Origin of the sequence: Amycolatopsis sp. cmx-4-61, assembly GCF_046548775.1 — a bacterium.
Lineage (GTDB): Bacteria > Actinomycetota > Actinomycetes > Mycobacteriales > Pseudonocardiaceae > Amycolatopsis.
The window spans coordinates 1-12,601 of the sequence record NZ_JAEBEI010000021.1 but is presented as its reverse complement, the minus strand read 5'-3'; the positions used below and the strand labels follow the sequence as shown (position 1 = coordinate 12,601).

Below are 12,601 nucleotides of genomic sequence, written 5' to 3'. Positions count from 1 at the left end.
TCCGACAGGAACGGACGACGGCAGCCCGTTTGAAAGGAGAGCAATCATGACGAGTGCAGCACGCCCCGCCAGTCCCGTTTCCGGTGGGCAACCCGTACACGACGGTCCGGTGGTCGGCAGGACGGCCGGACCAGTCGGCCCGGCCCGCTCCGCAGCGGCGGAGACCAAGCCGAGCTTCAAGACGACCGAATTCTTCGTCTTCCTCGCTGGAGTCGTTGCGATCATCATCACGGCACTGACAGTCGACGGTGACGCCAGCACGGGCGGCGATCCGTTCAACGCCGAACAGGCAATCCGCTACATCACCTTTCTCGCCATTGGCTATATGATCAGTCGGGGCTTGGCCAAGGCGGGCGCTCGCCAGCGCAGCGCCGACGAGCGCTGACTCGATCAAGGCGACAGCCACCGTCGACCGTCCACCGAAATTTCGCGAACTCGAACTGCGATAGTACGTGATCGCATGATTCAACGCTAAACGCGCAGTCGTCTGGCGATCTGCTCGCTGTCAGGCGACTGCGCGCTGCGTATATTTGCGTTTCCGGGAGCGCTACTACTGGCATGCCTACGCTACGAAGACAGGGTTGCGCTCGACACCTCGAGACCCGGCCGATTCGGGTCATGACCTGATCGTCTTGGAGGTGAAGAGAAAATCTGGCGCTTCAACATCTGCGGCTGCGGCAAAGCCAGATCGGCACGGCGCGAGCCGAAAGACCCTTGCAGAACGCTGTGTACCAGGAAGAACCGGAAGTCAGCATGCTCCGGGTTCGCCTCGCATCCGTGGGAATTCGCCCTCTCGAAAATTCTCGAGGAGAAGAGTATCGCGTGGGTGCGGCGAATGGAGCGTGCCTGACCCTGACGCCGCGACATGCCCGCCAACCACCGCGTGTGCGCACTGCGGTGCCGCCTACGCCAGGCTGCACCGCCGCCGTGCGAAGCCCGCTGCCGAAAACCGCTACGGAGTCGATACCTCAGCAGGTCGGCAACCTACGTGGCCCACAGGGCTGGTGGAGTCTTGTGGTTAGGCGAGCTTTGTGCTGGGGTGCGCTTGTGCCCGGATGTCGCGTTCAGGTGCTGGTTCGGAACGTGTAGCGTTAGGTGACTCGCCGAGTTACGGAAGCCGCGCGCAGGCCTTCTTGGGATCGGTGATCACAAACGAGGGGGCATTTACGCTCTATAAACGGCGTCGACCGACGTCGATTGACGCCGAATCAGGGCATGAGCGAATGCAAACATCCCAGCTGGATCGACTGACGTCGACCCACGGCTAGAACCTCCAGTTAACCGGGAGGCTTCAGGTTCGAGTCCCGGTGATGGGGCGCGAATACAGGTCTGTAGGACGTGGCCAACTTCGGTTGGAGCGTGCGCTGTGTGCCTCCGCGGGCTCCTACTCCGGCGGCGTCCGCTGAGGAGTCCGGGCCCGGTCGTCTGGCGGCCCCGGAGCGCCGACTGCCTGCTCGCCGTGCTGGAGGCGCTTGTCACCGATACGGAGGACAATCAGGTAGGCATCAGTGAAGGGGGTTGGCGGGAGAACGCCGCCGGTGATTTGTCCGTGCCGTTGGCCGCCGAAGACGAGGAAGCCTCTGTCTCGCAACGCTTCCAGGTCGCTCGCGAGCGACCTCTTGGCTTGGCGAATCGCCTGCATACCCTGGTCGTTGACGTCGCTGCTGACTTCGCCCCAGTCCTTGGCGTTCTGCAGGAACGTCGCGGAGCAATCGAGGTCGTCTGAACTTGCCCCATCTTCGTCGAGATCTTCAAGATAGAACCGGTCAGCCCCGCTGACGATGTCCCAGACGTGGCCACCGGTAATCATCGGACGAACGCGGAAGACGAGGTTGTCTGCGTCGACCTCGAACCGAATCGGAGCTTGGACGTCACTGAGGGTCCGTTCGATCCACGCTTCGTGGTCTTCCTTAAGTCGCCTGAGGTGCGCGGCTGTGTAGTGTTCTGGCTGGTCATCGACCTTCTTGTGGTCGCTTCGGCACAACAGGATCAGGTTCTCGTAACTGTCGGTCGCCTCGGAGGGACACTCGCCGTAGCGTGAGCCGCCGGGCGAACGTGCTGCGATGTGTGCCTCGTCGCCGATGACAGCCTCTCGGTCGAGCGGTGTCCGCTCCGCGACGAGCGCACGGCGGCACAACGCACAACGGTTGCCGGAACGCCCCCAGAGGATCTTGCGATCCTTGTCGCTGATGCTCACCCGAGCATGATGCCGTAGGCGTGGCTCGGCCGGTGAGGGCTCCCGACGCTGCCAGCTGGCTTGCCTGACGCCGAAGTCTTTCGGTCCGCTCACTTGGGTGAATCGACCCGTCTTCCTGTGGCCGGCACGCCGAACCCCTACCGGCGGTCGCAGACGCTGGACTTGCATACCGGCGGACCCACCTCCACCCAGGCATACAGGCGTTCTCGTTCATCTTCGACCGAGCGGTCTCCGTGTTCGCGGTTCGACAGGACGGGTTCGACTATGCCTGGCTCCTGACCTGGCTGGATCGCCCCGACGTGCCGTGGTCGCTGACCCAAGCCCAGTATCTGCTGCGGCGGGAGGGCCTGCAGATGGGGATCTTCGCCACCCGCAGCCAGCGCTGGCCGAACCCGATCGGCCTGATTTCTGGTTGCGGTGGTGTTAATCGGGGGTGTGCGGCCGGTTCCCGCGCGGGCGGATGGAGCGTCCGGCGACCACAAGATCGATGATATCCTGCTCTCCGGCGGATCCGTCCGAACTGGTGATCGTCGACCGACGTGGCGTGGACGTCGTTCGTGGACGGTACGGCTAAGTTGGGGTCATGTTCACGCTACAACCCGGTTCTTCAGCGACGTCGTCGACGAGCTGCGAAGGCCTGCAGGTCTACGTGGCGGGCCGGCGGCTCGTGCCGACTCCGGTCTTCGACACGTACTGGAGGTTCGCTGCAGCGCGACAGACGCTGTTCTACTCTCGACTGGTGGATCGGGACGATCTTGCACCGGACGATGAGGTTCTCCGCGTGTACAGGTTCACCAATTGTTACCGCGCTTCGGACCGTGTCAGTCAGTTTTGTATCCACGACGTCGCGTATGCCGGCAGCCAGGACCCGGCAGACGTCGTGTTCCGAGTCCTGCTCTTCAAGCTGTTCAACAAGATCGACACCTGGCACTTGTTGAACGATGAACTCGGGCCCATCACGTGGCGGACCTGGAAACCCGACGTGGCGCGCGCCGTGCTCGATGCCGCGTGGGCAGCCGGACGACGGCTCTACTCGCCGGCGTACGTCATACCTCCGCCTCGGCTGGGTGGTCCCCGGAAGCATCATGACCACCTGTTGCTGCTCGAGACGATGATGCGTGACCAGTTGCCTCGCAAAGTGCAGCAGGCCGCTGGGTTGGGAGAAGTCTTCAGGCTGCTGAACCAGTACTCGGGTATCGGCGACTTCCTCGGATTCCAGTTCGCGATCGACCTGAACTACACGAGTGCTGTGGACTTCGACGAGAACCAGTTCGTCGTCGCCGGACCCGGCGCGAAGGACGGGATCCGCAAGTGCTTCGGGCGCGCGGCATCGGGCATCGAAGCCGACATCATCGCGTACATGGTCGACACACAGCAGGAGCACTTCGACCGGCTTGGCTTGCGGTTCGCGACGTTGGGTGGGCGGCCGTTGCATCTGATCGATTGTCAGAACCTCTTCTGCGAAGTCGACAAGTACGCGCGCGTCGCGCACCCGGATATCGCCGGGATCTCGGGGCGGACCCGGATCAAGCAGATTTACCGTCGAGCGGCGGATCCCGTCCCGGCACCCTGGTTCCCGCCCAAGTGGGGAATCAATCGAGCTGTGGAAGATCAGGTACGCCGGCTCAGGTCACTTACCACAGTGACGTCTGATTGAGGCGCGCCAGATGACCTCGGAGCGCGGACGGGGTGATGTCCAAGGTGGCCAGCCCGGCATCGACGGACAGTTCTCCGACCTGCAGCCCTGCGGCATTCGCGACGTAGTGCTGAAGGAGACCGAGAGCCAGGTAGTTGCCGTAGGCGCGTTCGATGAGGTACTGATGACGATACTGCGCCAGCAGGTGGAGATGCCCGTCGATCCGTTGCCAGGAGAGGTGGGACAGGCAGGGAAACCCCATCGGGATCGTGTCAGGCGTCGGTGCGTACACCTGCATCTCGTCGACGGACACCTGCGAAGTGGTGGCTACCCTAGCGGAGGAGTCGGTCGCGTCGTCCAGCGGCTTGCGATCCTGGGCCGGAACAGCGGCTGACGTGGTCGTAGTCGTCTCGTAGATCGCGGCTGGGCGAGCTTTCTGGCCGTTCTGGTCACGGCGGAGCTGCCCGATGAGCCTGGTCAACTGGTTGACCGGCTTGTCTCGCGCGGGGTAGTGGACCAGCCGGCCGAAGTAGGTGCCGCGGTTGTTGGCACCTACTTCGCGCTGGATTCGTTTGTACATGCCGGTATATCGGGATGAAAGCTCTTCGGGATCCTTGCTGAGACGAGCGAGGACTGCGGGGAAAAGGGTGTTGACCACGGTTTGTACCGGAGGTTTGCCCATAGCGGTGAGCATGCCGTCGACGACGGCACGGACTTGGGGGTCCTCCGAGCCGGGGTCGGTGATCGTCAATCTCAGGTGCAGCAACCGGTCGGGGTGGTTCGCGGCTGCGAGGTCGACCACCTTCAGCCATGCGGCTCCGGTGGTGGCTTGGCGGATGACTTGGTTCGTTGCGTGCAGGGCCGCTTCAGTCATGACCCATCTCCCTGAATCTCGTGGAAAATCTGCTCCTGAGTCTGGTACAACGCATCGATCTCTTCATCGGACATCGTAGAAAGATCGGGTATGGACGACGGGTCCGAAAGTCCTTTCAGGACACGGTCCACCCGAGCCGGGATCTCACCGTTGTGGTGGCAGAGAGGCGTCATGCTTCTGTGGTCGGTCTCGTCCGCGATGTCCTTCGCAACCGCCACGAGCACCGAGTGTTCCCTCGACTGCCAAACCGGCTCCGCGAGTCCGAGGTCGACCAGCTGGGCACCGAGCAGTTCAGCGGTGCCTGTCGCGTCCACCACGATCCTGTCGCCTTCGGCGAAGACCAACTCTTCGAAGTCAACTACTTCGGCTAGTCGCCAGACGTCGGCACGTGGATCGCGAGGTGGAGCGTCGGCCACGTCCAGGCTCTTCTTGATGCGGCCAGGCGGGACACGCATGAGTGCCGCTGAAACCTGCCGATCGATGAGGTGCGCTGTCTCCAGATGGCGCGCTGTGCCAGCGTACGAAGTGCCCAGCAGCAGGGACGTCGCGTAACACTGGGCGGGAGTCACGTCGCCGTTCGCTCCGATGGCACGCAAAGCCGAACGCAGTGCACTACGCGGCATGAGCAACCAAGCGGCGAATGCTTCCGCGGTTACCTCGGGGAGGGTTCGGGCGGCGTGCCAGGCCGGGTCCGCAGTGGTTCCCCGTGCCGTCTCGGCGTCATCGGGGACCGAAGCGATCTTGAGTTCGCACGTGGCCGGATGACCCAGCATCCGGTGGCCCCACTCGTGGGCGGCGGTGTGTCGTTGGCCGGTCGCGGTGGAGTTGGAGTTGAGCCAGATGGTCAGCGGCCGCTCGCCCGAGGCGGGGATCGTGGCGCCGAACAGCTTCGAGCTGTGCTGGCCGAACACCTCGACACCTGCGGCATCGATCATGGCGATGACGTCGGCGCGCTGGTCGTGCCGGAGGTTCGCCGCTCCGCGCGCGTTCTGCGCGGCGATCTGGGCGATCCGGTGCGCTGCCGTCCACTTGCTCATGGCTTCGCTTGGTTCTGCAGGCGGGCCCTGACTTCCACCATCTCGACGTAGTCGACGACCTTCGCAAGGTCGTCACGGCTCATGCCGCCGAGTCGTCGAGCGACAACCTGTACGGTGTGGTCGCCGGGGTCGGCGTCGTCGTTCTCATCGAGGAAGTAGCCGACTGGCCGGGTGTAGACGAGGGCGAACTTCTTCAGTTCCAGGCTGTCGACCTTGCGGACACCACGTTCGACATCGGAGATGGCCGATCGGGGGATGCCGGTACGGTCGGCGACGAACTTCTGGCTCAGCCCGAGGTACTCCCGGCTTTGCCGGAGCCGGGCGCCGAGGCGGGCTTGCTCGGGGTCGATGACTGTGGTGCCTTGATCCGGTGCCACGTCGCTGTCTGATGATTCACTCATTGGTGGGAGCTCCTTCCGGTTGATCGGCAGGCGACGCGGTGGCAAGCTCGTCGAGAACGCGATCCGCGAAACCTCGTACCGAACGCATGTCCCGTGCGGTGCTGAACGTCGCCTCGAACTGCACTCCGAAGCGGGCCGACACGCGGGTCATCAGCTCCACAAGGATCACGGAGTCGCAGGGCATGTCCGGCGACAGTTCGACGAGTTCGGCGAGAAGTTCGTCGGCATCCCGGTCGAACTCGTCGGCCAGGAGGCCGATGATGAACTTTTCGACCTCGTCCCGGGTCACTGCCCTGTCGCCCACGGCCACCTCTGTCCTGTTTGCCGACCATCGTGTCCTATGGTACGACAGATACAGGTCGGGTTCAAGGACGTACGTGTCGTCTATCCCGACAATCTTCCCCGTTGTCGGCGTTCCAGGAGACACCCATGCACCTGCGTCAGTACCAGCGAAAAGCCATGGTCACCCGGCAGTCGCTCCCGGAGGACGTCGCTCCCGGAGCCGGCCACCTGCTGAGCATCGTCGCCCAGGTCGGCGACTTGGCCCGGCAGTACCAGCGGGCGCAGCGCGACGGCGAACAGCAGGGCTGGGGCAAAATGCGCCTGCGCGAGGAACTCGGCGACGTCTTGTGGCACCTCACCGCGTTCGCCGACGACCTCGGCCTCGATATGGCCGACGTCGCGGCCGCCAACCTGGCGAAGACTGCCGGCCGCTGGATCCCGAGCTCCGACTGGCATGTCTTCGATTCGGGTTTTCCGGCCGCCGAACAGCTGCCGGCGGTGATCGAGTACGAGTTCCGGACTCACCGCAAGCCCGACGGAGTCCTCGCGACGACGGTCCGCTGCAATGGGCAGCAGGCCGGTGACACGCTCACCGACGCCTCGCGGAACTCGGACAGCTACCGGCTGCACGATGCGTTTCATCTCAGCTACGCGTGCCTGCTCGGCTGGTCTCCGGTGACTCGGGCCTTGCTCGGGTGCAAACGCCGCAGTGATCCGATGATCGACGAAAACGAGGACGGTGGCCGCGCCATCGCCATCGAAGAAGGTCTCACCGCCACCATCTTCGCTTACGCGGCCACGCGCGATTACCTTCGCGGCGCCACGCACATCGATGGGGATGTTCTTGCCTCGATCGCCACCGCGACCGCCCAGCTCGAGGTCGGCGCGCGTACCGCCGCCGACTGGGAACGAGCGATCCTCGCCGGTTTCGACGTCTGGAACCAGCTCAATGCCCACAACGGAAGCGGACTTGTCCGCGCGGACCTGGCTGTGCGAACTCTCGTCTTCCAGGCCGTAGGCCACGACGTGGTAGCCGGCGCCGCGGCGGCACCGACTACCGGTGCGTCGCTGATCTGAAGGCCGGGCTCGCGGCATCACGAATAGCGATCTCTGAGCGCTGGGACCCCGATCGGAGCATTAGTTTCCTGTCGGATGTAGCGCTCGCGCTCGGTGAAGCGACGTTGACTCTAAGGACCACCTGCCACATCAGTGTGTCGCACAGAGTAACTACAACGTCTACCGAGGGGATGGCGCTGGTGCCGCTGATCCTGCACCTGTCCGACCTGCACCTGGCGGTGGGCGCCAACGATGAAGTGTTCGGTGACCACAAGCGCGATGTGGTTCGCCGCGCTGACCGACAGGGGCGAACCAACCTGATCCGCAGCAGCCTGCGCGCTTTGGGTACCCAGTTGCGCCGTGCCGATCGAACGCTCGATGCGATCGTCATCAGCGGTGACATCACTGACCGCGGTAACCCGGCAGGATTCGCTCTGCTACCGCCGACGCTTCAGGAGCTTGGCCGTGCTTTGCCGGAACCGGGTCAGATCATGGTTGTCCCGGGCAATCACGACGTCGCCTGGTTCACCGAGCCGTCCAGCCGCGACCGGTACCAGGGGTTCCTCGAGGGAATTCGCCCGCAGGGGTACGTCACTCCACTGCTTGAGGGGATAGACATCGATCCCGAGGGCCGCAAGCTCCCGGGCGCGGTCGACCCGCTCATGCAGGTCTGCGGCGGGACGGTGGTGGTCCTCGGCCTGAACACCGCCAACTATTGCGGCGTCGCCGAAGAGGTCGACGCCGAAACTGCCGAGGCCGTCGCGGAGCTGGACCGGCGCTTCGGAGACGACCCGGCGTATCGGCGGCTGCGAGAGAACTGGTACCACCGCGGCGCATTTGACCTTGCTCGCTTGGGGAGCGAGCAGCGCAGGTACGGTATCGAAGCGCTGGAGGCCAATGCGGGAGACGCGCTTGTCCGGGTCGCCACGATGCACCACCAACTGCTCCCGGTGGGCTTTGACGAAGAGGTCAAGCCGTTCGAGTCTTTGCTCAATCTCGCGGTGACTCGCTCGTTCCTGGCCGAGCAGCGAGTCGACGTGCTGCTCCATGGTCACAAGCACACTGCCGACCTCTATCAGGACAGTCCTCGGCAGCGTCATACCGCCCAGGCCAGGCCCCTGGTGGTGTGCTCCGTCCGGACCGTCGGAAAGGGGCAAAGTTCTGACGGGGAGATTGCCAAGCTGGTTCACATCGATGTGACCCTCCCGACGGTGCATCACGTGGGCTTCAGCGCTGTACAGGCCTGCGACGACGGTGCCACCATGCCCGAGTCTGTCCTGGCCCCGGACCTGACCTTCACGCTGGGCGGAGGTGACCCCGAGCACGGCGAGTTCACCGGAGCCACTGCTGACCAAGTGCACGAGCAGTTGCTGACCGCTTTTCCCGATGACACCGTCCCGGTCGCGAGGCCGGTGGTGTGCCGGATTGCCAACGGAGCTTCGGCCTTGCGGTTGCCGGCGACGTTTCCGCCGATTCCCGGCCACGAGGGGCAGGAACGCCGGGAGCAGTGGTTCACGGAAATGGCTCGGCAGTGGCAGCGGCGGGAACCAGGCCCGGGGATGGAGTTCAATCACGGCCAGCGCCTGCGCAGCTACTGGCGTGGAGTGGATCAAGTCGCTCGCGTGGTCGCCATGCTTGCGCGAGAAGCGGATAGCAGCCGTGGAGTAGCGGTGCTGATCGATCCGACCACTGATCCCATCGAAGACCAGGCTGCCCGGTTCCCGGCGTTCGTGCTCAGCCAGTTCTTTATCCGAGATCGTGCCTTGCACTGCGCGGCCTATTTTCGCAAGCAGGAGATGCGCTTTTGGTGGGCGATCAACGCTGCGGAAATCGCGATGTTGCAAGAGACCATTGTGCGTGACCTCGCTCGGCGCGGTAAACGGGTACAGTTCGGGTCGATCACCACTGTCACGGCGATTCCGACCAGTGCCGAGAGCCTTCCGCAGGTCGGTATTCCCATCGTCGATCGCATCGCCGCCGACGACGCGCCGGCGATCATCCGATACAGTGTTCCGCTCATCACGTCGAGTGCCGCGCCTGCGGGCATTTCTGAATGGTGGTCCTCTCTTTTCGAGGACTGGTATCCGGCGGATGTTCCGTCCCGGACGGTGATCCGGCGCCCGTCTTCGGTCTCCGAGTTGTAGCCGATACGCTCGAGGCCGTCACCGCTGCCTACGGCGTGGCAGAACGAACCAGCGCCTTGGTCGGGATGCTTCGGCAGATGGCTGAAAACAACGAACGGTATCTGGAGCAATTGCGTCGGACCACGGTCGGCGACCAGCGTGGCAGGTGGGCACAGCGCAGCCGAGACGACATCACGCGCGCCATTGCTATGGTCAACAGCCTGCTCGGGCATTGAACCTTCACCGGCTGACACCAGGCTTAGGTCAGCTGTGTCAGTGGCTCGGGCGGCAGAGTGTAACCGGCGACCGTCGCGAATTTCAGGCCGAACAAGAGGACGTCCGGAATCCGATCGGATACGTACGAACTCTGCAAAGCCGGTGTTGTGCTGGCGTCGTCGGCCAGCCAAGTCAAGTACTGCAGGTGAAAGGCGAAGTGCCGGACCTGTTCGTACTTCGAGAGCCCGAACACGTCGGGGTGGTAGGTGCGATCGTGGCGCAGTTGCGCGAGCTGCCAATCTCGCCAAGTCGCCGCCTCGCGAACAGCGGCTGGGCCGTCGAACTCGCCCAGCGCATACGCAGGGCTGCGAGTCTCCACCCGGTGTAACCGTTGCGCGTACAACTCGCCCAGGTCCTCGCCGAGTTCCTGGGTCAGGTTCACCGCTTGCTCGCGAAGGATCGCGCCCACCTCGGTGAATACGGCGACCGGGCCCTCAGCGTGCTCGGACCGGTCGCAGAACTTGCCGACCATCCCGCCGGCGCGGACCAACGCGTGCATGTGGTCTGTGAATAACTTGGTGTGCTCCACTGTCGACAACATCCGGCATCACCTTTCCGTCAGCTCCACCGGCTCCGCGGCCGTCTGTGGTGGCGCCAACGGTAAGCCATCAGCCGCTCGCTTCAGCGACGGCACGCGCACCGCGACGTTCACCCACTTGGACGTCTCACTGCAGATATCGTCGTTGCGGCCTGTAACGTAACTGCTCGTATGGCGGAGCCTAACCGCACGGAGCAAGGGCGACGTCCGCGCGCTTGCCCAGGTGAATCGTGCACTTCGTCGCCTCCTCCATGCGCCGTCAAGATCGCGACTTCATGGGGCGTCTCCGTCCATACTGCGGGCGGCAGGTGACCAGACCGCGCCCGGATGCGATTCACTCGGATGAGTGAGCTTCATGCTCGTGAAGCGGCCCAGCGCTGAACCGAGTCGTCGCGTCGCGGTGCTGACGTCGAGTGCTCAGGTGACCAGTCCATTGCGGCGGGCAGGCGCGACGGCGTCTGCGCGGCGGCGGAGGCCGACCCGCGCGGATCTGCTGGTCGAACCGGTTCCCTTGTTTGGGTATCCCCGTCGGAGGGGTGAACCCGCACGTTGAGGAGGACTTCTCGGTTCCATGATCACAAACGAGGGAGCATTTATGCTCCATAAACGGTGACGATCGACGTCGACTGGCACCGAATCAGAGTATGAGCGAATGCAAACATCACAGCTAGATCGACTGACGTCGACTCAGGACCAGAACCTCCAGTTAACCGGAGGGTTCTTGGTTCGAGTCCAAGGGGGGGAGCAGGGGCCCGGGTTATCGACCCGGGGCCTTCTTCGCGTACGACGTCGAGGGCGATGTGCGTGCGGAGATCATCGACGGGGCCGTGACGCGGGGCGGCCTGCGGTAGAGGCCGTCTCGAATGGTGCGACCTGACGGGGATGCGTCGACACGTGCCAGGGGACGGGCTTCGGCGCGGTCGGCGGCAGTGTCGTCTGGCTAGTGTCTTGAACCTCAAGTTGGTTATCAATGTGTAGGTTTGGGTCATGTCGAGGATGGGACGGCCGACTGTGCGGCTGGAGCTGACCGAGGACGAGCGGGGGACGCTGGTGCGGTGGTCGCGTCGAGCCTCGTCGTCGCAGGCTTTGGCGCTGCGGTCGCGGATTGTGCTGGCCTGCGCCGAGCCGGAGGCCACCGACGGGTCGGTCGCCGCTGCGACCGGGGTGTCGAGACCGACGGTGGCCAAGTGGCGTAAGCGGTTTGCGGCCAGGCAGCTGGAAGGCTTGTGCGACGAGCCGCGGCCGGGCCGGCCACCCTCGATCGCCATCGACCGGATCGAGGATGTGGTGGTGGCGACTCTGGAGCAGACGCCCCGCAATGCCACGCACTGGTCGCGGGCGTCGATGGCCGAGCACTCGGGCCTGTCCAAGACGACGATCGGCCGGATCTGGAACCGGTTCGACCTCAAACCGCACCTGGCCGACACCTTCAAGATCAGCAACGACCCGTTGTTCTTCGACAAAGTGGTCGACGTTGTCGGGCTCTACCTGGATCCGCCCGTGGGTGCGATCGTGCTGTGCGTCGACGAGAAAAGCCAGATCCAGGCCCTGGACCGATCGGCTCCGGTACTGCCGATGATGCCGGGCATGCCCGAGCGGCGCACCCACGACTACATCCGGCACGGCGTCACCACGTTGTTCGCCGCGTTCGACACTGCCACCGGCGAGGTCATCACCGCCATCCACCGGCGCCACCGCGCCGCCGAGTTCCGCAAATTCCTCAACCGGATCGACCGCGAGGTACCCGGCAACCTCGATGTTCACCTGATCTGCGACAACTACCAGACCCACAAGACCCCGGAAACCAAGCGGTGGCTGGACAAGCATCCCCGATTCCACATCCACTACACTCCCACCTACAGCAGCTGGCTCAACCAAGTCGAGCGCTGGTTCGCCTACCTGACCGGCCAGCTGCTGCAACGCGGCGTACACAAGAACCTCCAAGCACTGGAACGGGACCTGCGCAACGGGGTGGACGACTGGAACGCCCACCCCAAACCATTCGTCTGGACCAAGACCGCCGAAGAGATCATCAGCAAACTCGGACGACTTTGGGGTCTATCCCGCGATCGGTGTTTCCGGCGTTGTTGATCAGTAGGTCTCGGCTCCCGGCCAGCGGTCACCGAACGTGATGGCGAAGGCGTTGATCACTGGCTTCCAGCGCATCGTCCATCGGGCGCG

13 protein-coding genes are annotated in these 12,601 nt (G+C 64.1%); 7 read left to right on the top strand and 6 right to left on the bottom strand.

Annotated features, from left to right (window positions below; translation table 11 throughout):
• The first annotated feature begins 46 nt into the window (after positions 1–46).
• Positions 47–385, top strand: a complete 339-nt coding sequence (locus ACLJOU_RS38910; protein ID WP_410574273.1) for a hypothetical protein — start codon at positions 47–49, stop codon at positions 383–385.
• 999 nt (positions 386–1,384) lie between these two features.
• Here ACLJOU_RS38910 and ACLJOU_RS38905 read toward each other — a convergent pair.
• Positions 1,385–2,197, bottom strand: a complete 813-nt coding sequence (locus ACLJOU_RS38905; RefSeq protein WP_410574272.1) for an HNH endonuclease — start codon at positions 2,195–2,197, stop codon at positions 1,385–1,387.
• Between the two features lie 233 nt (positions 2,198–2,430).
• On the opposite strand from ACLJOU_RS38905, the gene ACLJOU_RS38900 reads away from it, so the two are divergent.
• Both ACLJOU_RS38900 and ACLJOU_RS38895 read left to right on the top strand, forming a co-directional pair.
• On the top strand, positions 2,431–2,688 hold the full coding sequence (locus ACLJOU_RS38900; protein WP_410574271.1) for a hypothetical protein: 258 nt from the start codon (positions 2,431–2,433) through the stop codon (positions 2,686–2,688).
• Between the two features lie 92 nt (positions 2,689–2,780).
• Positions 2,781–3,854 carry a nucleotide kinase domain-containing protein gene (locus ACLJOU_RS38895; RefSeq protein WP_410574270.1) on the top strand — a complete coding sequence of 358 codons (1,074 nt, stop codon included), beginning with the start codon at positions 2,781–2,783 and terminating at the stop codon, positions 3,852–3,854.
• Here the strand turns inward: ACLJOU_RS38895 and ACLJOU_RS38890 are convergent.
• From ACLJOU_RS38890 to ACLJOU_RS38875, 4 genes are read right to left on the bottom strand one after another with little or no spacing between them, the layout of a single operon-like run.
• Positions 3,832–4,707, bottom strand: coding sequence for a hypothetical protein (locus tag ACLJOU_RS38890; protein WP_410574269.1), 876 nt, complete (start codon positions 4,705–4,707; stop codon positions 3,832–3,834). The genes ACLJOU_RS38895 and ACLJOU_RS38890 overlap by 23 nt on opposite strands.
• Positions 4,704–5,744 (bottom strand): ImmA/IrrE family metallo-endopeptidase, encoded by a 1,041-nt coding sequence (locus tag ACLJOU_RS38885; RefSeq protein WP_410574268.1) that lies wholly within the window; start codon positions 5,742–5,744, stop codon positions 4,704–4,706. Before ACLJOU_RS38885 ends, ACLJOU_RS38890 begins: the two co-directional genes overlap by 4 nt.
• On the bottom strand, positions 5,741–6,145 hold the full coding sequence (locus ACLJOU_RS38880; RefSeq protein ID WP_410574267.1) for a helix-turn-helix domain-containing protein: 405 nt from the start codon (positions 6,143–6,145) through the stop codon (positions 5,741–5,743). Before ACLJOU_RS38880 ends, ACLJOU_RS38885 begins: the two co-directional genes overlap by 4 nt.
• Entirely contained in the window at positions 6,138–6,455 is a 318-nt protein-coding gene (locus tag ACLJOU_RS38875; RefSeq protein ID WP_410574266.1) for an acyl carrier protein, read from the bottom strand. The genes ACLJOU_RS38880 and ACLJOU_RS38875 overlap by 8 nt, the downstream gene beginning before the upstream one ends.
• A 119-nt stretch (positions 6,456–6,574) precedes the next feature.
• Between ACLJOU_RS38875 and ACLJOU_RS38870 the strand changes: the two genes are divergently transcribed.
• The 3 genes from ACLJOU_RS38870 (at position 6,575) to ACLJOU_RS38860 (ending at position 9,842) form a co-directional block, all read left to right on the top strand.
• On the top strand, positions 6,575–7,504 hold the full coding sequence (locus ACLJOU_RS38870; protein ID WP_410574265.1) for a MazG nucleotide pyrophosphohydrolase domain-containing protein: 930 nt from the start codon (positions 6,575–6,577) through the stop codon (positions 7,502–7,504).
• A 179-nt stretch (positions 7,505–7,683) separates the two neighbouring features.
• Positions 7,684–9,627 carry a metallophosphoesterase gene (locus tag ACLJOU_RS38865; protein WP_410574264.1) on the top strand — a complete coding sequence of 648 codons (1,944 nt, stop codon included), beginning with the start codon at positions 7,684–7,686 and terminating at the stop codon, positions 9,625–9,627.
• Positions 9,628–9,704: 77 nt separating this feature from the next.
• Complete coding sequence (locus tag ACLJOU_RS38860; protein WP_410574263.1) at positions 9,705–9,842, top strand: hypothetical protein; 138 nt, start codon at positions 9,705–9,707, stop codon at positions 9,840–9,842.
• A 23-nt stretch (positions 9,843–9,865) separates the two neighbouring features.
• Here ACLJOU_RS38860 and ACLJOU_RS38855 read toward each other — a convergent pair whose 3' ends face one another.
• Positions 9,866–10,423: a hypothetical protein gene (locus ACLJOU_RS38855; RefSeq protein ID WP_410574262.1), complete on the bottom strand. Its 558-nt coding sequence runs from the start codon at positions 10,421–10,423 to the stop codon at positions 9,866–9,868.
• 984 nt (positions 10,424–11,407) lie between these two features.
• Here ACLJOU_RS38855 and ACLJOU_RS38850 point away from each other — a divergent pair.
• A complete protein-coding gene (locus ACLJOU_RS38850) occupies positions 11,408–12,511 on the top strand; it encodes an IS630 family transposase (protein WP_410574261.1) in 1,104 nt (367 codons plus the stop codon).
• Positions 12,512–12,601: the final 90 nt, after the last annotated feature.

Bases quoted from the DNA above. Each gene is read 5' to 3' on its own strand.
- ACLJOU_RS38895 (WP_410574270.1), top strand. From the start codon at position 2,781: ATGTTCACGCTACAACCCGGTTCTTCAGCGACGTCGTCGACGAGCTGC.
- ACLJOU_RS38870 (WP_410574265.1), top strand. From the start codon at position 6,575: ATGCACCTGCGTCAGTACCAGCGAAAAGCCATGGTCACCCGGCAGTCG.
- ACLJOU_RS38885 (WP_410574268.1), bottom strand. From the start codon at position 5,744: ATGAGCAAGTGGACGGCAGCGCACCGGATCGCCCAGATCGCCGCGCAG.
- ACLJOU_RS38855 (WP_410574262.1), bottom strand. From the start codon at position 10,423: ATGTTGTCGACAGTGGAGCACACCAAGTTATTCACAGACCACATGCAC.
- ACLJOU_RS38880 (WP_410574267.1), bottom strand. From the start codon at position 6,145: ATGAGTGAATCATCAGACAGCGACGTGGCACCGGATCAAGGCACCACA.
- ACLJOU_RS38910 (WP_410574273.1), top strand. From the start codon at position 47: ATGACGAGTGCAGCACGCCCCGCCAGTCCCGTTTCCGGTGGGCAACCC.
- ACLJOU_RS38850 (WP_410574261.1), top strand. From the start codon at position 11,408: ATGTCGAGGATGGGACGGCCGACTGTGCGGCTGGAGCTGACCGAGGAC.
- ACLJOU_RS38860 (WP_410574263.1), top strand. From the start codon at position 9,705: ATGGCTGAAAACAACGAACGGTATCTGGAGCAATTGCGTCGGACCACG.
- ACLJOU_RS38890 (WP_410574269.1), bottom strand. From the start codon at position 4,707: ATGACTGAAGCGGCCCTGCACGCAACGAACCAAGTCATCCGCCAAGCC.